Consider the following 19149-nt stretch of genomic DNA (forward strand, 5'->3'; position numbering starts at 1 on the left):
GAAAAAATCAATGTATGATTGCGGGAAAATAAAAAAATGCAGCCTTGAAATATGAAAAATGCACAAAAATTCCATATAAATACTGGAAAAATCGACGAAATAATAAATTTATATTGACGAATCTCTATGCGCGTGATAGATTAACAATAGATTTAGCGCTAAACTAAAAGGAACGGAAAACGTAGTCAAAAAACAGGAAAATACCGGAAAGAAAGAGGTAATGCATGAAAAAGAGAGTTTTTGCAGCGGTAGTTGCTGCAGCAATGGTTGTAACTGCATTTACAGGATGTGGCAGTACAGGAAGTTCTGCCGGAAGTGACAGCAAATCCGAAGCTAAGGCAGAGGTACCTACAGAGCCTTTCGGAGATACGGTCAAATATGACCCCAGTGTGGAGCTCAATGACGGAAAAGACATCACCGTAGAGCTTTGGGAGTGGGGCAGTGACGAGTTGTTCCAGCAGATCATCGACGGATACACAGCGATCCATCCAAATGTAACGATCAATCTTGTTGATAACCCATGGGAGGATTACTGGACCAAGCTTCCTCTTGCACTGGATGGGAACAACGGACCGGCTATTTTCAACGTACATAACAGCTACCATGAGAACCTGATCAATTACATGGCTCCTCTTGATATCCCCACAGAGGATCTGGAGGCAGATTTCAACGGTGTAAGCGCCCATGTGATCGATGGAAAGGTTTACTATATTGATTACGGTATGATGACCGGATCTGTATACTACAACAAAGATATGTGGGAGAAAGCAGGTCTGACAGATGATGATATCCCGAAGACCTGGGACGAGATGATCGAGGTTGCCAAGAAGCTTACTATTAAAGACGGTGACAAGATCGTTCAGGCAGGTCTGAACTTCAACGATGATTTCCATCAGAATTACCTCCTTGGCCTGAATTATCAGCTGGGAGAAAACCTCTTCAAGGAAGACGGAGTTACTCCGAATGTAAACTCTGATGCAATGAAGAAGGTAATGCAGATGCTGGTAGATATGTATGATGTAGATGGCATCGGTTCCAAGGACTTCGGTGAGAAAGCAGCAGACAGCTTCGGACAGGGACAGTCAGCCATGGTCATCCAGTGGGGACACTACTACAACACTCTGAAAACAACATGGAGCAACATCGACTTTGGCGTATTTGAAATCCCGACCTTTGACGGCGAGCCATATGCTTACAACCGTTACAACGGTGAGTCTACCTTTGGCGTAAACAAAAACGCTCCGGCTGACCAGCAGGCAGTTGCACAGGACTTCGTAAAATATTTCCTGGCAAACGATGACGCACAGATCGCATTTAACCTGGCAATGAGTACCTTCCCGGCTAAGAAATCTCTGGCAGATAATGAGAAGATCCTTGAAAATCCTTCTCTGAAGGTTCTTTCCGAGCACATTGACCACTATATCTGGCCGGGCCCGATGCCTGCAACTGTGGAGACTTCTCTGAAAAAAGCAGGAGAGGATGTATTCTTCAACGGTGTTGACATTGATACTGCCCTGGACGAGGCAGAAGCCAACATCACAAAGGATATGAAGAACAGTACATTCAAATCTGTAGAAAACCTTTATGAGTATGCAAAATAAAAAGATGCCGTGAGCAATCCGCAGGTATCAGAGCAGAAAGGCGCACTTGGAAAAGGGTGCGCCTTTCTCAGCAAAAAGATGTGTATCGAAAAGATAAGGAGGATGCATCGATGTTTAAAAAAACAAATCCGCTGCAGAGCAAAAGCGAGATCATTTTGAGAAATATCGTTGTTCTGGCAATGGTGATCTTCTTTACGGTATTTCTGATCGTACCTATTGGAATCGCTTTTGCAGGAAGCTTTCATGAGTGGAACCCGTTGAGCGGTACTTACCGGTTCCTGGGTCTTGAGAATTATAAGGAAGTATTTACCAGTGCTCTGTTTGGAAAATCCATGCTGAACACAGTGATCTTCTCTGCTGTAGTTATTTTCTTTCGTGTAGGTCTTGGACTTGGAATCGCCTATGCGATCTATTCCACACTGATAAAATATAAAAGCTTTTTCAGAGCTGTATATTATATGCCGGTTGTAACTCCTATGGTAGCCGTAGCCTTTGTATGGAAATTCATGTACAATCCTCAGATCGGTACCATCAATCAGATCTTCGGACTGGATGTAAACTGGCTGATGAATCCGAAAACCGCTCTTCTTGCAATTATGATCATGACCATCTGGAAGGATTTCGGATACGCAGTTGTTATGTACATGGCAGGTCTCTATTCTCTTCCGACAGATGCTCTTGAGGCCGCAAAAGTAGATGGCGCCAACGCATGGCAGACGTTCCGTTACATCACACTTCCGCTGCTGAAGCCTATGACACTGTTCGTTATCATCACTTCTATTATTTCCTACCTTCAGGCATATGTTCAGATCCTGATCATGACGGAAGGTGGCCCCGGAACAGCAACTTACCTTGCATCCTACATCATCTATGATGAAGCGTTTGTAAAATACAACTTCGGATATGCATCTGCACTGTCCTTTGTATTGTTCGTTATCACAGCAGTATTTACCTGGTTATCATTCCGTGTTTCCGGAACAGAAGATTAAAGGAGGAAAACATTCATGAAAAGAAAAGTCAGTAGTATTGCTTTAAATGCACTCCTTCTGATCCTTGGAGTGGTTACCGTATATCCTTTTGTATGGATGATTTTTTCATCCTTCAAGGAAAATCAGGAGATCATGGCTCTGGAGCAGCATCTCCTTCCGCAGAAATTCATCATTGATAACTACATCAATATGAACGCACATTTTAATTTTGTCCGTTTCTTTTTAAACAGTATTGTTATTACGGTAGTGATCACTCTGATCGTAATTTATACAAGTACTATCTGTGGTTTTGTACTGAGTAAATACAAATTTAAAGGAAGAAATATTCTTTTCGGATTCGTACTTTCTACTATGATGATCCCGTGGTGTGTTACCATTATCCCGAAGTATTCCATGATCCAGGCATTTGGCTGGATGGACAGCTACAAAGCACTGATCATCCCGGCTATGTTCAGCGGCTTCGGAATCTTCATGATGAAGCAGCATATCTCCGCACTTCCGGACGAGATCCTGGAGGCGGCAAGAATTGACGGAGCCAATGAGTTTTATATTTTCCACAAGATCGTATTACCGATGTCAAAAAATGGAATCTTCAGTATTGCGATCTTCCAGTTCCTTTGGACATGGGAGGATTTCCTGTGGCCATACCTGGTAATTACAAACAAAGACAAACAGCTTCTTGCCGTTGGTCTTAAGATGTTTAACGGACAGTATTCCACAGATTATGGTGCACTGTTTGCGGCAACTGCCATTTCCATCATCCCGGTACTTCTGATCTATCTGTTCTTCCAGAAACAGTTTATCGCCGGAATCGCAGCATCTGCTGTAAAGGGCTGATGGCATACAGATAATAAACGGAGGGACATAAATGCAGGATATATATAAAGTAGAAACACATCCTCTGGCATTAAGCGAAAATATGATCACAGGGGATAAATACAGGATTACGTTTCTTACAGAGGGACTGATCCGTCTGGAGTATGATGAGGAGGGCGTATTTGAGGATCGCCCCACGCAGATGGTGTTTTTCAGGGATTTTCCGAAAGCGGACTATCGTGTAGTGCGTACAGAGAATGGGATCGAGGTCCATACGAAAAGAATCCACCTTATTTATAATGAGAAGGAATTTACCAGCTGGGGCTTAAGCATTCAGGTAAAAGGAAACTTAAGCGCTTACCACAGCATCTGGCACTACGGAGAAGAGATCCATGATCTGAAGGGAACCGCCAGAACGCTGGATATGGTGGACGGAGCAACAGAGCTGGAGCATGGTATTCTTTCCAGGTTCGGATATTCTCTGGTGGACGACAGCAGATCGCAGGTGCTTCTGCCGGACGGCTGGATCGAGCCAAGAAGAAAGGGTATCAAGGATCTGTACTTCTTCGGATACGGACATGACTATAAAGAAGCACTTCATGATTTTTACAGACTCTGCGGAAAAACACCGATGCTTCCAAGGTTTGCTCTCGGAAACTGGTGGAGCAGATATTATAAATATTCTGAAGAAAGCTACAATGAGCTGATGGATAAATTCCAGGAAAAAAATATCCCATTTACGGTTGCAGTCATTGATATGGACTGGCATGTGACCGATGTTGACCCGAAATACGGAAGCGGCTGGACCGGATATACCTGGAATAAAGAGCTCTTCCCGGACCCGAAGCGTTTCCTGGATGGTTTACATAAAAGAGGAATGCGTACCACATTAAATGTACATCCTGCAGACGGCGTACAGGGCTGGGAAGAAATGTATGAGGACATGGCAAAGGCCATGGGTGTGGATTATGAAAATGAGGATCCGGTAGTATGCGATCCGGCAAGTCCGAAATTTATGGAAGCCTATTTCAAATATCTTCATCATCCGAGAGAGGAAGAAGGTGTGGATTTCTGGTGGATCGACTGGCAGCAGGGAAGCAACTGCAAGATCGAAGGGCTTGATCCTCTGTGGATCTTCAACCACTTCCATTTCCTGGACAGTGCCAGAAACGGAAAACGTCCCATGACCTTTTCCAGATATGCAGGTCCCGGAAGCCACAGATATCCGATAGGCTTTTCCGGAGATACTCATATTACCTGGGATTCCCTTGATTTTCAGCCATACTTTACATCCACAGCCTCCAACATCGGTTATGGATGGTGGAGTCATGATATCGGTGGGCATATGCTTGGATATAAGGATGACGAGATGACCGCCCGCTGGACACAGTACGGGATCTTTTCTCCGATCATGCGTCTCCACAGCTCATGCAGTGACTTCAACGGAAAAGAGCCGTGGCGTTTCAAAAAGGAGACAGAGGTTGTCATGGAAGAAGCTCTCCGTGAGCGCCACAGAATGATGCCGTATCTTTATACAATGAACTACAGAAGCTATCAGGAAGATCTTCCTCTGGTGGAGCCGATGTATTACGAATATCCGGAGGCACCGGAGGCATATGCGGTAAAAAATCAGTACTTTTTCGGAGACCAGCTGATGGTAGCGGTTGTGACAACACCGAGAGTAAAAGGCCTTAATGTAGCAAAGACAGCAGTATGGCTGCCGGATGGGGTATGGTATGATATTTATACAGGTCTGCGCTATGAAGGTGGACGAATGGTGGATATGTACCGTACTCTGGACAGTATCCCGGTTCTTGCAAAAGCGGGCGGCATTCTGGTGATGACCGATGAGATCCGTGGAACAGAGGCGGAAAAGAATCCGGAAAGCCTGAATATCCGGGTATTCCCGGGTGCTGACGGAAGCTTCAGATTGTATGAGGATGACAACGAAACTTGTGCTTACGAAAATGGTGCCTGTGTATTTACGGAAATGGATTATAAGGAAAAGGATCAGGGAGTATTTACCATTCATCCCGCGCAGGGAAAAACAGAGCTGATCCCGGCAAAGAGAGCTTATACCGTAGAGTTCTGTAATTTTGCGAAAACAGGCTCAGATACTGTGAAGGTTCTGGTTAACGGAGCAGAGACTGAGGCTGCTGTAAAATATGAAGAGAAGCTTCAGAAGATCTGTGTGGAAGTGGAAGCAGACACAGCGGCAGAGGTGCAGATCATTCTCGCTGGCGAAGTGGCAGATAATCAGACAGAGAAACGTGTCTTTGATTTCCTGAACCAGGCAGAGATCGGTTTTGTACTGAAGGACAGATTATATCAGCTGGTTACAGCCGGAAAGAAGCTGCCAGTTCTTTTATCTGAGCTTCAGTCCATGGAGCTGGACAAGGATCTTTATGGAGCACTGATGGAGATCCTGACTGCATAAAAATCTGAATAAAATCGCGTTTCCAAACCATACTATCATTATTATCAAAAGAAAGGATGATCATAATGATATTAAAGGAAAAAGAACGCACAGTGATCCAGGATCTTCAGACACAGGAAAAAAGCTGCATTGAAAAATACGGAAAATATGCACAGCAGGCCAGGGATCCGGAGCTTAAAAGCTTATTTCAGACTCTTCAGAAAAAAGAGCAGGAGCATTACGATTCCCTGAACCAGGTGCTTTCCGGTACAGTTCCACAGGTAAACTGCAACGACAGTGACGGCCGTGATTACCAGCCAAAAGTTACCTACACATCGGTGATGTCCACAGAGGATAAGGAACACGATGCTTTTCTTGCAACAGACTGTATCGGAACAGAAAAGCTGATTTCCGGAGAATACAACTCGGAGGTTTTTGCTTTTGAAGACAGTGGTGTGCGGAAGCTTCTGGCAGATATCCAGGTGGAAGAGCAGAACCATGCGGAGATGCTTTACAAATATAAGACTGCGAACGGAATGTTCTGATATATAAAAAAAGGGGGGATTTCAGTAATGGAATTCTTCCTTTTTTTGTTATATAATCAGGAGAACAGCAGGGAGAAATACTTTCCTGCAAAGAGAGGAGAAATAAGCATGAAGGGAACCAGCTGCGAATACTGTGCAAACTATACATATGATGAAGAGTGTGACGAATATTACTGTGATGTCAATCTGGATGAGGATGAATATTATCGTTTTGTGAGCAGTGATTACAAGGAATGTCCGTATTATCGTTCCGGAGATGAATATAAGGTGGTACGTCATCAGATGTGACACAGAGCAACAGAAAAAACAGAGCAGAAAATAATGTGATAAGACAAATGCAGGTTTTCCACGAAAAGAGATGAGAGTTTTGTGGAAAATCTGCATTTTGATGTTTTAATATGTGTAAAAGGCTTCAGATTTGTAAAAATTGGCGTGTTTACATTTGAAAAAAATATCTTTATAATAAAAATATTGGTCTGACAGGTGGGACTTTATATCATCCAGGAGATGATAATGATACAGGATTTTGTCTGAAGACAAAAATTTCGGGTAAGCGCCTGACAGACTTATAATAGATTTTTTGACTTGACGGAGGGTGTGACAGATTGGATATTATAAAGAAATTCGGGGATATGGTGGGAGAGGAATCCATCAGGGACCCGGAAAAAGCACGAAAACTTCTTCTCACTGGCTACCGGCTTCAGGAAAAACGTCTGCAGCTTTTCCCTGACAGGAAGCTACCGGCTTCAGGACAGTATGTAGCCCGTGTAGTTATGCAGAATATCATCAAAGCTCTTGCAAAACCGGACGATACCGCTCTGGTGAGCATTTTTGTACCGGGAGAGCTTCTGACAGCAGCAGGGATCACTCCGTATTCCGTGGAGGCAATGTCCTGCTTCATCGCCGGAACCAGATGTGAGCAGGCATTTCTGGCACAGACGGAATCAGAGGGCTTTCCGGAAACCATGTGCTCCTATCACAGGGTCTTTCTGGGAGCGTCCATGACAGGACTGGTACCGAAGCCCAAATGTACCATCTACACAAACCTTGCCTGCGACGGAAACATGATGACGTTTCCTTATCTGAAACAGAAATATCAGATCCCGGGCTTTTATATTGACGTACCCTATGAAAAAAATCAGGATTCCATCCGCTACGTGGCAGATCAGCTTCGCGAGATGAAAAAATTCCTGGAAGATGTCACCGGCAAAAAGATTTCTGAGCAGGCGGTACAGCGTGCAGTTGCCAACAGCAATGAAGCGGCCTCCTATTACAGCCGCCAGCTTGCCCTCAGAAAGGATCACGATCCGGTGACTTCCCTGACAAATGAGCTGTATGCGATCTTTATGTGCCACCTTCTTGCGGGTTCAGAGGAATCCCTGAAATATACAAAAATGCTCCTTGAGGATGTGAAGAAGGCGCCAAAGGGGGAAGGCCTTCACATTTTGTGGATGCATATGATGCCGTTTTTGCAGGAGCCGGTAAAGGATGTATTTAATTACAGCCAGAACGTGCACATCAGTGCCTGTGATTTTGTTGCAGACGGTTTTCAGCGGATGCAGGCCTCGGATCCTTATGAGGCCCTTGCGGAAAAAATGGTCAACTGTATTTACAACGGAAGTGTGAAGCAGAGGATCCGGCGCGCCCAGGAGCTGGCGAACCTTACAGAGGTAGACGGAGGGATCCTTTTTGCACACTGGGGCTGCAAGGGAACCATCGGAGCTTCCAGCCTGATCAAAAATTCTCTGGAAAATGCAGGACTCCCAACCATGGTCCTGGACGGTGACGGCTGTAACCCGGCCAATTCCAGTGACGGTCAGGTATCCACACGACTTCAGGCATATCTTGAGATGCTGTCAGAAGGTAAGGAGGGAAAGAGATCATGATACATTACGTCTGTAAATATACACCGTTGGAGCTTTTTAAAGGTTTTGGCGAGGAATGTGCGGTTCTTGAGGAAATGCCGGAGAATTTTGAGCTTTCGGACCAGATCGCACATGCCAATCTCTGCGGCTTCGGAAAATCCGTGATCCAGGCAGTGCTGGAGGGGAAGGTTGAACAGCTTGTTCTTGTTAACTGCTGTGATTCCATGCGCCGTGTGTACGACATTGTGGAAAGTACCGGTAAATGTAAATTTTTGTACATGCTGGACATGCCGCATGAGGATAATGACTGTGAAAAGGTGAAGCTTGCCCAGGGTATCCACCGTCTTAAGAAAGCTTACGAAAAATTTTCGGGGAAAACCTTTGATAAAAGTGGATTTTTGAACGCTTTTTCCCGTGAAGATGTGGATAACCAGCCATACATCGGAGTGTTGGGTGTCCGTGTCAGTGGTGTCCTGGAAAAAATGATCCGGGATAACATCCGCATGGATGTGGAAAACCTGACCTGTACAGGTGGAAGACGTCTTGCAGTGATCCGTGAGGAACTGGAAAAAATGGATGATGATGCTATGTTCCTGGCTTATGCGGATGCACTTCTTTCCCAGATGCCCTGCTTCCGTATGAATAACAGCACCAGAAGAAACCGGCTGTATCTGGACCCGAATCTGAAGGGGATCATTTATCATACTATCAAGTTCTGTGATTATTATGGTTTTGAATATGCAAGTATCAAGAGAGATATCAAGGTTCCGCTTCTGAAGATCGAGACAGATTTTACAAGCCAGAGTGCAGGACAGCTTCTTACCAGAGTACAGGCTTTTGCGGAGACGTTGGAAGGCTCTGAGGATATGGACCCATCAAAAGGAATCAGCGAGGAGATAAAGAAAAAAATGGAATCAGGAGTTTATTATGTGGCAGGGATCGACAGCGGTTCCACAAGTACGGATGTTGTGATCCTGGATAAAGACGGAAAAATTAAATCGACCATGATCATTCCCACAGGCGGCGGCGCTATGATGAGTGCAGAGAAGAGCCTGGAGATGGCAGTGGAAAAAGCAGGGATCAGGAAAGAAGATATCGTGCGTATCGTTACTACCGGATATGGACGTGCCTATATTGACAGTGGTGATGACAGTATCACAGAGATCACCTGTCACGCAAAGGGCGCACATTATCTGAATCCCAATGTGCGTACAGTTATCGATATCGGCGGTCAGGATATCAAGGCCATTAGTATTGATGACAACGGTGCGGTAAAAAATTTCCTGATGAACGATAAATGTGCGGCAGGAACCGGACGCTTCCTGGAAATGATGGCCCGTACTCTTGGACTTTCCCTGGAGGAAATGAGTACCCGTGGACTGGAATGGAAGGAGAACGTGGTGATCTCAAGCATGTGTACTGTATTTGCAGAGTCCGAGGTAGTTTCCCTGGTTGCACAGAATAAAGATGTTGCAGATATCATCCACGGTCTGAATGTATCCGTTGCCTCCAAGGTAGGAGCTCTTGCAGCCCGCCTTGGCAAAAAGAATCCGGGTGAATACATGATGACCGGTGGTGTTGCCAGAAATAAAGGTATCATCCAGGCACTGGAGGATAAGCTGGGTGCGAAGCTTTATATCTGTGATGAGGCACAGCTTTGTGGTGCGCTAGGTGCGGCACTGTTTGCTTATGAGAAGTGTAATGCGGCACTGTAGTCAGAAGTGTGGAAATTTTTTGAAAAATCCTTATATTTCCTGAGAAAAGAAATGACATAAGCCTGATGGAATGATAGAATGATAGACAGAATAGTAGTTTTCTGAATGATAATTCTATCACAGGAGGGTTTTTACAATGAAAAAAGCGCAGATCATCGTGGACAAATATTTCCTCACCGGAAAAACAGACAAAAGGATCTATGGTTCTTTTATAGAACATCTCGGACGTGCGGTTTATGAGGGGATTTATCAGGAAGGCAGCCCTCTTTCTGATGAGCAGGGATTCCGGAAGGATACTCTGGAGCTGGTAAGAGAGCTTCAAGTTCCGATTGTCCGTTATCCGGGCGGGAATTTTGTATCCGGATTCCGCTGGGAGGATAGTGTTGGACCGAAGAATCAGCGTCCGTCCAGACCGGAGCTGGCCTGGGGCGTGATCGAGACAAATCAGTTTGGTCTCAATGAGTTTGTGGACTGGTCAAAAAAAGCAGGCAGTGATGTGATGATGGCGGTGAACCTGGGAACAAGAGGACCGGAGGATGCGAAAAATCTTCTGGAATACTGTAACTTTAAGGGTGGTACCTATTACAGTGATCTTCGTAAGGCTCACGGCTATGAACAGCCGCATGATATCAAATTATGGTGTCTCGGAAACGAGATGGACGGTCCGTGGCAGATGGGACATAAAACTGCGACAGAGTACGGAAGAGTTGCAGCAGAGACTGCCCGCCTGATGAAATTTATGGATCCGGAGGTTGAGACTGTTGCATGCGGAAGCTCCAATTTGGAAATGCCTACCTTTGGCTCCTGGGAGTATACCGTTCTTGATGAGGCTTACGATCAGGTGGATTATCTTTCCCTGCATCAGTACTATGGAAATGCAGCGGGAGACACTGCCGATTTCCTGGCAAGCTCCAAGGGCATGGATGATTTTATCTCAGGAGTGGTTTCCATCTGCGATGCTGTAAAAGCAAAGAAGCATGGAAAAAAACAGATTAATCTTTCTTTCGACGAGTGGAACGTATGGTACCACAGCAATGAACAGGATAAGAAGCTGGAAAAATGGGTACAGGCACCTCATCAGCTGGAGGATGTTTATAACTTTGAGGATGCACTTCTTGTGGGAAGCATGCTGATTACACTTCTCCGTCATGCAGATCGTGTAAAGATCGCCTGTATGGCACAGCTGGTAAATGTTATCGCACCGATCATGACCTCTGATACAGGCGCATGGCGTCAGACGATCTTTTATCCATATATGCTGACAAGTGTGTTTGGAAGAGGAACGGTACTGAATACACAGGTTCTCACACCGGTATACGAGAGCAGAACTTATGGTGAGGCTCCGTATCTGGATTCCGTTTGCGTCTGGGATGAGGAAAAAGAGACGCTGACGATCTTTGCGGTAAATAAGAGCCTGGATGAGGATATGGAAGTTTCCTGCGATTTAAGGCAGTTTAAGGGATATAAAATCGTAGAGCATATTGTACTCAATAATGACGATCTTCAGGCAGTCAATACAGAGGCGCAGCCAGAGAATGTAGTTCCTGTAAAAGCCAGTGCAGAGTGCTCAAAGCTGGATGGTGGAAAACTGGAAGCAGTTTTTGAAAAACACAGCTGGAATATGATCCGTCTTGCGAAATAAGGGTCGGTGAAGTATAGTAAAAGCAGTTACAGAAAATGTAAATCATGCTACATTATGGGAGGTTTTTTATGTACACACCTGCAAAGGAACGCTACGAAACCATGGAATACAACCGCTGCGGTGAAAGCGGTCTGATGCTTCCGAAGGTATCTCTTGGATTATGGCATAATTTCGGAGATACATCTGATTATGAAAACATGAAACAGCTGTGTTTTACAGCTTTTGATAATGGTATCACACAGTTTGACCTTGCCAATAATTACGGACCTGCCTACGGAAGTGCAGAGCGGAATTTCGGCAAGATCCTGGAAGAGGAACTGATGCCTTACCGTGATGAAATGATCATCACAACTAAGGCAGGCTATGATATGTGGGAGGGTCCTTATGGAAACTGGGGCAGCCGCAAGTATCTTCTGGCGAGCCTTGACCAGAGCCTGAAGCGCATGGGCCTGGAATATGTGGATATTTTTTACCATCACAGAATGGACCCTGAGACTCCGCTTGAGGAGACTATGGGTGCATTGGCAACAGCGGTTCAGCAGGGCAAGGCCCTCTATGTGGGACTTTCCAATTATGATGGAAAAACCTTAAGCCAGGCGGCAGCGATCCTGAAGGATCTGAAATGCCCCTTTGTGATCAACCAGAACCGGTATTCCATTTTTGACAGAACTGTGGAAAAAAACGGTCTCAAGAGAACTACCGGCATTTTGAAAAAAGGTCTGATTACCTTTAGCCCTCTTGCCCAGGGACAGCTGACAGACCGTTACCTGAACGGGATCCCGGAGGACAGCCGTATCCGCAAAGACGGAAGATTCCTTAAGGAAAGTGTGCTGACGCCGGAGCGTCTGGATCAGATCCGGAGACTGAACGATTTGGCAGCCCAGCGTGGAGAGAAGCTGGCTGATATGGCACTTGGCTGGCTGCTTCAGCATAAGGAAGTTACCAGTGTTCTGATCGGAGCTTCCAAGCCACAGCAGATCCTTGATAATGTGAAAGCGATCCACTGTGCACCGTTTACAGCTGAGGAGCTGCGTCTGATCGACGAGATTTCAAAATAAGATTTATTATGATAAATGCCTGGATTTTTTCGTCTGGGAAGAGAGGTTTGACAACGGGATAGGTGTGTGCTATATTGAAAAACAGAAAAGAAAAGAGCCAGCGGGAGCTTGTGTGACAGGCTGAGAGGAAGATAGATCTTCGACCGTACCTGATTTGGGTAATGCCAACGGAGGGATTGTGATATAAGAGCGTGTCTCCGTGGAGTTTGCCATGGGGTGCGCTCTTTTTTGATGCAGGGATGGAACTGGAATGGTCTGACAATGTGGGAATGTGAAAGTGACAGAGACTGCATGTGGAGCTTCTGCGGCGAGCGGGCAGGAAGGGGAGCGCCTTAATGTCTGGCAGGGGAGTGATATTCCGGAGGATTTTTTCGGGAGGATCATGTAAGCGATGGGAATCCGTGTTTTCGGAGTGAGAGGAAGTAAGGGAACTTCGACCGCCAAAATCTAAGGGCAGACTGCAGCAGACGGGAAGTTTTTGCCCGGGCTCCGACAGGAATCTGCCTGATATTTCAGGGAGGAAAAAACACTATGGAAAAACAAAGGATGCACACGCTTCGTATGGTAATGCTGGCAATGATGGTTGCGATCGGTGTCGTTATTTCACCGATCCTGAGGATTGAGGGAATGTGCCCCACGGCGCATCTTGTCAATATCGTATGCTCGGTTCTGATGGGACCGTGGTACTCACTTCTCTGCGCGACCATGATTGGCGTGATCCGTATGATGTTCATGGGAATCCCGCCACTTGCATTGACCGGTGCAGTATTTGGCGCGTTCCTTTCAGGTGTGTTCTACAGACTTTCCAAAGGTAAGATCATCTGCGCGGTGATCGGTGAGATCTTTGGAACGGGTATCATCGGGTCTATGGTTTCTTATCCGGTGATGGCATTCCTGATGGGAAGAGGCGGACTGACAGCATTTTATTATACGCCGATGTTCCTTGCAGCAACCACAATGGGAGGATGTGTTGCCTATATTTTCCTGAAGGCTCTGAGTAAAGCAGGTCTTTTGGTGAAATTCCAGGCAGCTTTGGGTTCAAAAACATATGAGACAAAGAATTTTACAACTGCGAAAGCTAATTAAAGAAGAAAAGCCGCTGATCCATTGCATCACCAATCCGATCTCGATCCATGATTGTGCCAACGTGATCCTTGCAGTGGGTGCAAGGCCGATCATGGCGGAGCATCCGGCAGAGGTGGCAGATATTACGGCATCGGCTGGTGCGCTGATGCTGAATCTCGGGAATATTACCGATGCCAGGATCGAGTCAATGAAGCGTTCTATGAGAACTGCGATGGAAAAAAAGATCCCGGTTCTTCTGGATCTGGTAGGGGTTGCATGCAGTGATCTCAGGCTGGATCTGGCGAGGGAGCTTTTAAGCATCGGCCATCCGGCGGTATTGAAGGGAAATATGTCAGAGCTTTTGGCTGTTTCCGGGCTGCCGTCCCATGCGATCGGGATCGATGCGGGTGTCGAGGATGCCCTGACTGAGGAAAATATCGATGGAGTCAGTGAGGTGCTTAAGGCTTTTTCCAGAAATAATCAGGCGATCGTGCTGGCAACCGGGAAACAGGATTTTGTTACGGATGGTGAACGGGTTGTTCTGGTGCAAAATGGCAGTGCGGCGCTGTCCGGGATCACAGGAACCGGTTGTATGGTTGGTGCACTGACTGCGGCATTTTTGCCGGGGCGCGAAGATAATATTGCAAAAGAGATGACGGATAGTATAGAGGCAGGTGTCTGGTCTGGCGGTGAGATAGGATTAAATGAGAGATCCGGGAATTATCTGGCTGCGGCAGTTCTTGGTACTGCACTTATGGGTATCGCTGGTGAGGAAGCGGAGAAGATTTCCCGCGGTCCGGGAAGTTTTCAGGTAAATCTGCTGGATGAGATTTATGGACTTTCGGATCGGCAGCTGCTGGATCTGTTGAAGATTGAAATGTACTGAAAAAGAGGGGATTAGGATGGATAGAAAAGATTTGGATGTAACGTTGTATCTGGTGACGGATAGCTCTTATCATACGGAGGAGTCTTTGCTCCGTACGGTTGAGGAGGCCTGTAAGGGTGGTGTGACTCTGGTTCAGCTTCGTGAGAAGAATAAGGGTGGACGGGAGTATCTGGATAAGGCTTTTAAGGTGAAGGAGATCACAGATCGTTATCAGGTGCCGCTGATCATTGATGATCGTGTGGATGTGGCGCTGGCCTGTGATGCTGCTGGTGTGCATGTTGGAGCTTCTGATATTCCGGTTGCTGTGGCAAGGAAGCTGATGGGGCCGGATAAGATCGTGGGGGCTACTGCCAAGACGGTGGAGGCTGCTGTGAAGGCTTATGAGGATGGTGCGGATTATCTTGGTGTGGGGGCGATTTATCCTACTACTACTAAGGTTGTGACGATCCTTACCAAGGTTTCTACGTTGAAGGATATCTGTGAGGCGGTTCCGATTCCGGCGGTTGCGATCGGGGGATTGAATGCCGGGAATATGGATGTGCTTGAGGGCGCAGGCATGAGTGGTATGGCGGTTGTTTCTGCGATCATGAAGGCAGAGGATCCGAAGAAGAATGCGCAGGAGCTGAAGGAAAGAATTGTTGCTTTGATGGGAAAGTGATTTAGAAAGTGACTTAGAAAATGAGTGGAGAACAGTGGTGGATTTGAGGTTCATTGCTGTTCTTTTTTTGTTGAAATACGGACGCCTCACGGGCTGGTTTTTCAAGACGGCAGGGGAAGGTGGCTGCTCGGAAGTTTGGGCGTGAATGTTGGTTTGAGTGGTCTGCCGGGAATGAGATGTGAGGCACTTCGCTGTCGAATGTTGTTGAGATTTTTGGATGAAATTTGAGTGATTTTTATTATAGCATGTGGTATGGTTGTTATATCTTATAAGATCTTTTGTCTGTATGGACGTTCTTGGAGCTTCGAGTTCTGAAGCATTTTCCATTTTTGGTACTGTGAAAGTTGCTGTTCACTGGTAATATCCCGCGAGGTGTTTTTTGTGAGCGAAGGTCACAGAAAACCCGAGGCATACCGCGCGAATTTATGCAATCAGCATAAATTCTGTGCATCGCGAAGCGTGTTACTGAGAACGGAGTGAACAGTAACCTGTGAAATTTATGAAAGGCCGGTTTAGGGTGTTTTCATGTTTTATTTGTGTGGTATAATCTATATATATCAGTAGGAGTGTTAATGACTAACAATACTATATTTGATGATGTTTTCCGGACGATGGTGGAAAAGATGACGTATCTGATCGTTCCGCTGATCAATGAGGTGTTTCATACATCATATCCGGAAGATGTGAAGATCATGCACCTTAGGAATGAGCATCAGCTTGAGGATGGTGAACTGATCACGGATGCCCGACTTCTGATCGGGGATAAGGTGTATCATATTGAGTGTCAGAGTTCTGATGATACTATGATGGCGATCAGGATGTTTGAATATGATCTTGCAATTGCCTTGGAGAACAGACAGAGGATTGGAAGGAAGTTTTATGTAGAGTTCCCGAAATCTTGTGTGATATACTTGAGATCTACGAAGAATACGCCGGATGTTGAGGAAGTGGAGGTATTGTTTCCGGATGGACAGGTGTGTGTGTACCGGGTTCCGACAGTGAAGATGGAACTTTATACGAAGGATAGTATTTTCGAGAAGAATCTGTTGCTGTTGCTTCCATTTTACGTGATGAGGTATGAAAATGTAGCAGACACATTAGCTAAAGATTCGGAGAAGTTACAGGGATTGTTGATGGAATATGAAGATATAAGGATAAAACTTGAGAGAGAATTTTCAATTACTGGAAGAGCAGGTATGTATACAGATCTTAATAAATTGATCGTAAGAATATCGGATTATATTTTTCGAAAAGAAGAAAAAGTCAGGAAAGGAGTGGGTGAAGTTATGGGTGGAAAGGTTTTGCAGCTGGAGTCAGAGCGGCTTCGGGAGGAAGGTATGGCTATTGGAGAAGCCCGTGGGAAAGCCCGTGGAAAAGCGGAAGGAAAAGCGGAAGGAAAAGCAGAGGGAGAAGCAAGAATACGGGCTCTGATCAATTGTCTGATCTCGGATGGTCGTGTGGATGAGATACAGAAGATAGCTGACAGTGAGGATGTGTGTAAAGAATTGTACAGGGAATATGGTTTATAAAAAATGCCGGTGGGGATTACTCCACCGGAAGATCTCTGTGTTCTACGCTGGTGGAGAATACGATTTGTGTTTTGGTGCGGCCGAACTGCTGGAGTTCGTTGATGAAGTGGTCCAGTTCCATGGTGGAACGGAAGGCTACTTCGATGAGCATGGCGTAATCACCGGTGACGCAGTTGCATTCGATGACGTTGGGGATGGACTGGATGAAGGGGTAGAAGTCTTTTTTCTGGTAGGGTTCTACTTCCAGGTTAATGAATGCTTTTATATGATAACCGAGAAAAACCGGGTTGATCTGGGCGTGGTAGCCTGTGATCAGCCCGGTTTTTTCGAGGTGTTCGATCCTGGCGGAGACAGCTGGGGAGGAGAGGAAAACTTCCTTTGCGATTTCCTTTACCGGGATGCGGGCGTTTTTCTGAAGCATTTCGATGATCTTTCGGTCAATATTGTCAAGCTTGTGTTCCATGCGGACTGGCTCCTTTCAATGGTTTTTCTGTATTGATTATACTGCGTATGTTATCACAACACAAGAAACGACTTAATAAAAATAAGAAAAACAAATAAAATTCTTAAAAAAATTAATTTAAACTATTGGAAAACACGGATAATCATGGTTTTCCCTTAAAAGTATTTACAAGCCACAAAGAAAGTGTTAGTTTCTTAGGCATCAGAAAAACAGCTGCTGATAAAAATGAAAATAACAAAATGATTTGTAAACAGTAAATATCCGTCGGACTGAAAAAATAAGATCGGAGGGCGGAGCAAATCAGATGTGCACAGGATCAGAAGAAAGAAGAGGGATGACAAAATGACAACAGAAACAAGACTGGAAGCAGATTCAATCGGAACTATGGAAGTGCCTGCAGAGGCATATTACGGAGTACAGGCATTAAGAGCGAAACAAAACTTTCCGATCACAGGAACAAAACTTCATCCGATATTTATCAAAAACCTGGCACAGGTCAAAAAAGCAGCAGCCATCACAAATAATAATGCAGAATTTCTTCCGAAGGAAAAAGCAGATGCTATCATCAAAGCCTGTGATGAAGTGATCGCAGGAAAATTGGCAGAGGAATTTATCGTGGATGCCATTCAGGGTGGTGCCGGAACCAGTGCAAACATGAACATGAATGAGGTGATCGCAAACAGAGCCGGTGAGCTCCTCGGATGTCCAAAGGGAAGCTATAAAATGGTTCATCCAAATGATCATGTAAACATGGCGCAGTCCACCAATGATGTGATCCCAACGGCCGGTAAGCTTACCGTTCTGGATCTTCTTGTACCTCTGGAAAAAGTGCTGGTAAGACTTGAAATTGAGCTTGCAAAAAAAGCAGAGGAATTTGATGATGTGATCACTATGGGACGTACACAGCTTCAGGATGCGGTTCCGATCCGCCTTGGACAGGTGTTCCATGGCTATGTGTCCATGGTTTCCAGAGACCGGAAACGTATCGAAAAAGCTCACAGGGAAATGTACACCGTAAACCTTGGAGGAACTGCAGTGGGAACTGCTATCAATGTTTCTGATTCTTATTTTTATAAAATTGTGCCAAATCTTGAAAAGCTTACAGGCTATCCGCTGAAACAGGCAGAGGATCTTTTTGACGCAACAGAAAATCTGGATGGCTTTGTTGCTGTATCCAGCGTGATAAAAACCTGTGCGGTGGATCTTTCCAAGATGTGCAACGATCTTCGCCTGATGTCCTCCGGTCCGAAAACCGGATTTGGTGAGATCAATCTTCCGGCGAAGCAGAATGGCTCTTCTATCATGCCTGGTAAGGTAAATCCGGTTATTCCGGAGGTGGTAAGTCAGGTTGCTTTCCATATCGTAGGACATGACACCACCATTACCATGGCAGCAGAAGCAGGTCAGCTGGAGCTGAATGCTTTTGAGCCGGTTGTATTCTGTAACCTGTTTGAATCCATCACAACTCTGGAAAAGGCAGTGGATACCCTGATCGTAAACTGTATCACAGGAATCACCGCAAACCGCAAACACTGCAAAGATCTGATGGAAAGCAGTGCGGGAATCGCAACAGCACTTTGCCCGTATATCGGATATAAGGCATCTGCAGCCATTGCAAAAACAGCTGTAAAAACAGGAAAATCCGTCAGAGAGCTTGTTATGGAGCAGGGATTCATGACGGAGAAAGAGCTGGAAGAGGTTCTTGATCCGTATCTGATGACAGAGGTCGGAGAAGAGAGGAAAGAGGATGAAGCAAGAAGGAAGGCCTGCTGAGAAAGTAGCGAAAGCGGATTGCGAATATCCGATTGAATGTGATATCAATGAGTACAAAAAGGGAGACTTGCCACAGTGCAGGTCTCCTTTTATAATGGAAGAAATGTGATAAGAAAAGAAGGGAAAGA

The 19149-nt window shown here is 45.6% G+C and carries 16 protein-coding genes and 1 riboswitch; of the genes, 15 read left to right on the plus strand and 1 reads right to left on the minus strand.

The features are described from left to right. The first annotated feature begins 224 nt into the window (after positions 1-224). The 14 genes from HFM85_RS06295 (at position 225) to HFM85_RS06360 (ending at position 16785) form a co-directional block, all read left to right on the plus strand. Positions 225-1601, plus strand: a complete 1377-nt coding sequence (locus HFM85_RS06295; RefSeq protein ID WP_173738333.1) for an extracellular solute-binding protein — start codon at positions 225-227, stop codon at positions 1599-1601. Between the two features lie 110 nt (positions 1602-1711). Next, positions 1712-2590: a carbohydrate ABC transporter permease gene (locus HFM85_RS06300; RefSeq protein ID WP_118512744.1), complete on the plus strand. Its 879-nt coding sequence runs from the start codon at positions 1712-1714 to the stop codon at positions 2588-2590. Positions 2591-2605: 15 nt separating this feature from the next. Beyond that, positions 2606-3427 carry a carbohydrate ABC transporter permease gene (locus HFM85_RS06305; protein ID WP_173738334.1) on the plus strand — a complete coding sequence of 274 codons (822 nt, stop codon included), beginning with the start codon at positions 2606-2608 and terminating at the stop codon, positions 3425-3427. 31 nt (positions 3428-3458) lie between these two features. Then, on the plus strand, positions 3459-5843 hold the full coding sequence (locus tag HFM85_RS06310) for a glycoside hydrolase family 31 protein (protein ID WP_173738335.1): 2385 nt from the start codon (positions 3459-3461) through the stop codon (positions 5841-5843). Positions 5844-5908: 65 nt separating this feature from the next. Next, on the plus strand, positions 5909-6367 hold the full coding sequence (locus HFM85_RS06315; protein ID WP_173738336.1) for a ferritin-like domain-containing protein: 459 nt from the start codon (positions 5909-5911) through the stop codon (positions 6365-6367). A gap of 108 nt (positions 6368-6475) precedes the next feature. Then, positions 6476-6655 carry a DUF6472 family protein gene (locus tag HFM85_RS06320; RefSeq protein ID WP_015526328.1) on the plus strand — a complete coding sequence of 60 codons (180 nt, stop codon included), beginning with the start codon at positions 6476-6478 and terminating at the stop codon, positions 6653-6655. A gap of 317 nt (positions 6656-6972) precedes the next feature. Beyond that, positions 6973-8253: a 2-hydroxyacyl-CoA dehydratase subunit D gene (locus tag HFM85_RS06325; protein WP_173738337.1), complete on the plus strand. Its 1281-nt coding sequence runs from the start codon at positions 6973-6975 to the stop codon at positions 8251-8253. Next, entirely contained in the window at positions 8250-9947 is a 1698-nt protein-coding gene (locus HFM85_RS06330; protein ID WP_173738338.1) for an acyl-CoA dehydratase activase, read from the plus strand. Before HFM85_RS06325 ends, HFM85_RS06330 begins: the two co-directional genes overlap by 4 nt. A gap of 136 nt (positions 9948-10083) precedes the next feature. Continuing rightward, the gene (gene arfA, locus HFM85_RS06335; protein WP_173738339.1) at positions 10084-11589 is read left to right on the plus strand and encodes an arabinosylfuranosidase ArfA; all 1506 of its coding nucleotides are present in this window, start codon (positions 10084-10086) and stop codon (positions 11587-11589) included. A gap of 68 nt (positions 11590-11657) precedes the next feature. Then, on the plus strand, positions 11658-12647 hold the full coding sequence (locus HFM85_RS06340; protein ID WP_173738340.1) for an aldo/keto reductase: 990 nt from the start codon (positions 11658-11660) through the stop codon (positions 12645-12647). A gap of 90 nt (positions 12648-12737) precedes the next feature. Next, positions 12738-12840, plus strand: a riboswitch (TPP riboswitch). 338 nt (positions 12841-13178) lie between these two features. After that, positions 13179-13733: an energy coupling factor transporter S component ThiW gene (gene thiW / locus HFM85_RS06345; protein WP_015526323.1), complete on the plus strand. Its 555-nt coding sequence runs from the start codon at positions 13179-13181 to the stop codon at positions 13731-13733. Next, the gene (locus tag HFM85_RS06350) at positions 13696-14598 is read left to right on the plus strand and encodes a hydroxyethylthiazole kinase (RefSeq protein WP_173738341.1); all 903 of its coding nucleotides are present in this window, start codon (positions 13696-13698) and stop codon (positions 14596-14598) included. Before thiW ends, HFM85_RS06350 begins: the two co-directional genes overlap by 38 nt. Positions 14599-14614: 16 nt before the next feature. Beyond that, positions 14615-15256, plus strand: coding sequence for a thiamine phosphate synthase (gene thiE, locus HFM85_RS06355; RefSeq protein ID WP_173738342.1), 642 nt, complete (start codon positions 14615-14617; stop codon positions 15254-15256). 572 nt (positions 15257-15828) lie between these two features. Then, positions 15829-16785 carry an RpnC/YadD family protein gene (locus tag HFM85_RS06360; RefSeq protein ID WP_173738343.1) on the plus strand — a complete coding sequence of 319 codons (957 nt, stop codon included), beginning with the start codon at positions 15829-15831 and terminating at the stop codon, positions 16783-16785. Positions 16786-16801: 16 nt separating this feature from the next. On the opposite strand, the gene HFM85_RS06365 is transcribed toward HFM85_RS06360, so the two are convergent. Next, a complete protein-coding gene (locus HFM85_RS06365) occupies positions 16802-17248 on the minus strand; it encodes an Lrp/AsnC family transcriptional regulator (RefSeq protein ID WP_173738344.1) in 447 nt (148 codons plus the stop codon). Positions 17249-17590: 342 nt separating this feature from the next. Here HFM85_RS06365 and HFM85_RS06370 point away from each other — a divergent pair, with 342 nt between their 5' ends. Continuing rightward, the gene (locus HFM85_RS06370; protein WP_173738345.1) at positions 17591-19021 is read left to right on the plus strand and encodes an aspartate ammonia-lyase; all 1431 of its coding nucleotides are present in this window, start codon (positions 17591-17593) and stop codon (positions 19019-19021) included. Positions 19022-19149: the final 128 nt, after the last annotated feature.

Source organism: Blautia schinkii (assembly GCF_013304825.1).
In the GTDB taxonomy this organism is placed as follows: domain Bacteria; phylum Bacillota; class Clostridia; order Lachnospirales; family Lachnospiraceae; genus Blautia_A; species Blautia_A schinkii_B.

Bases quoted from the DNA above. Each gene is read 5' to 3' on its own strand.
- HFM85_RS06295 (WP_173738333.1), top strand. From the start codon at position 225: ATGAAAAAGAGAGTTTTTGCAGCGGTAGTTGCTGCAGCAATGGTTGTA.
- HFM85_RS06300 (WP_118512744.1), top strand. From the start codon at position 1,712: ATGTTTAAAAAAACAAATCCGCTGCAGAGCAAAAGCGAGATCATTTTG.
- HFM85_RS06305 (WP_173738334.1), top strand. From the start codon at position 2,606: ATGAAAAGAAAAGTCAGTAGTATTGCTTTAAATGCACTCCTTCTGATC.
- HFM85_RS06310 (WP_173738335.1), top strand. From the start codon at position 3,459: ATGCAGGATATATATAAAGTAGAAACACATCCTCTGGCATTAAGCGAA.
- HFM85_RS06315 (WP_173738336.1), top strand. From the start codon at position 5,909: ATGATATTAAAGGAAAAAGAACGCACAGTGATCCAGGATCTTCAGACA.
- HFM85_RS06320 (WP_015526328.1), top strand. From the start codon at position 6,476: ATGAAGGGAACCAGCTGCGAATACTGTGCAAACTATACATATGATGAA.
- HFM85_RS06330 (WP_173738338.1), top strand. From the start codon at position 8,250: ATGATACATTACGTCTGTAAATATACACCGTTGGAGCTTTTTAAAGGT.
- arfA (WP_173738339.1), top strand. From the start codon at position 10,084: ATGAAAAAAGCGCAGATCATCGTGGACAAATATTTCCTCACCGGAAAA.
- HFM85_RS06340 (WP_173738340.1), top strand. From the start codon at position 11,658: ATGTACACACCTGCAAAGGAACGCTACGAAACCATGGAATACAACCGC.
- thiW (WP_015526323.1), top strand. From the start codon at position 13,179: ATGGAAAAACAAAGGATGCACACGCTTCGTATGGTAATGCTGGCAATG.
- HFM85_RS06350 (WP_173738341.1), top strand. From the start codon at position 13,696: ATGAGACAAAGAATTTTACAACTGCGAAAGCTAATTAAAGAAGAAAAG.
- thiE (WP_173738342.1), top strand. From the start codon at position 14,615: ATGGATAGAAAAGATTTGGATGTAACGTTGTATCTGGTGACGGATAGC.
- HFM85_RS06360 (WP_173738343.1), top strand. From the start codon at position 15,829: ATGACTAACAATACTATATTTGATGATGTTTTCCGGACGATGGTGGAA.
- HFM85_RS06365 (WP_173738344.1), bottom strand. From the start codon at position 17,248: ATGGAACACAAGCTTGACAATATTGACCGAAAGATCATCGAAATGCTT.
- HFM85_RS06370 (WP_173738345.1), top strand. From the start codon at position 17,591: ATGACAACAGAAACAAGACTGGAAGCAGATTCAATCGGAACTATGGAA.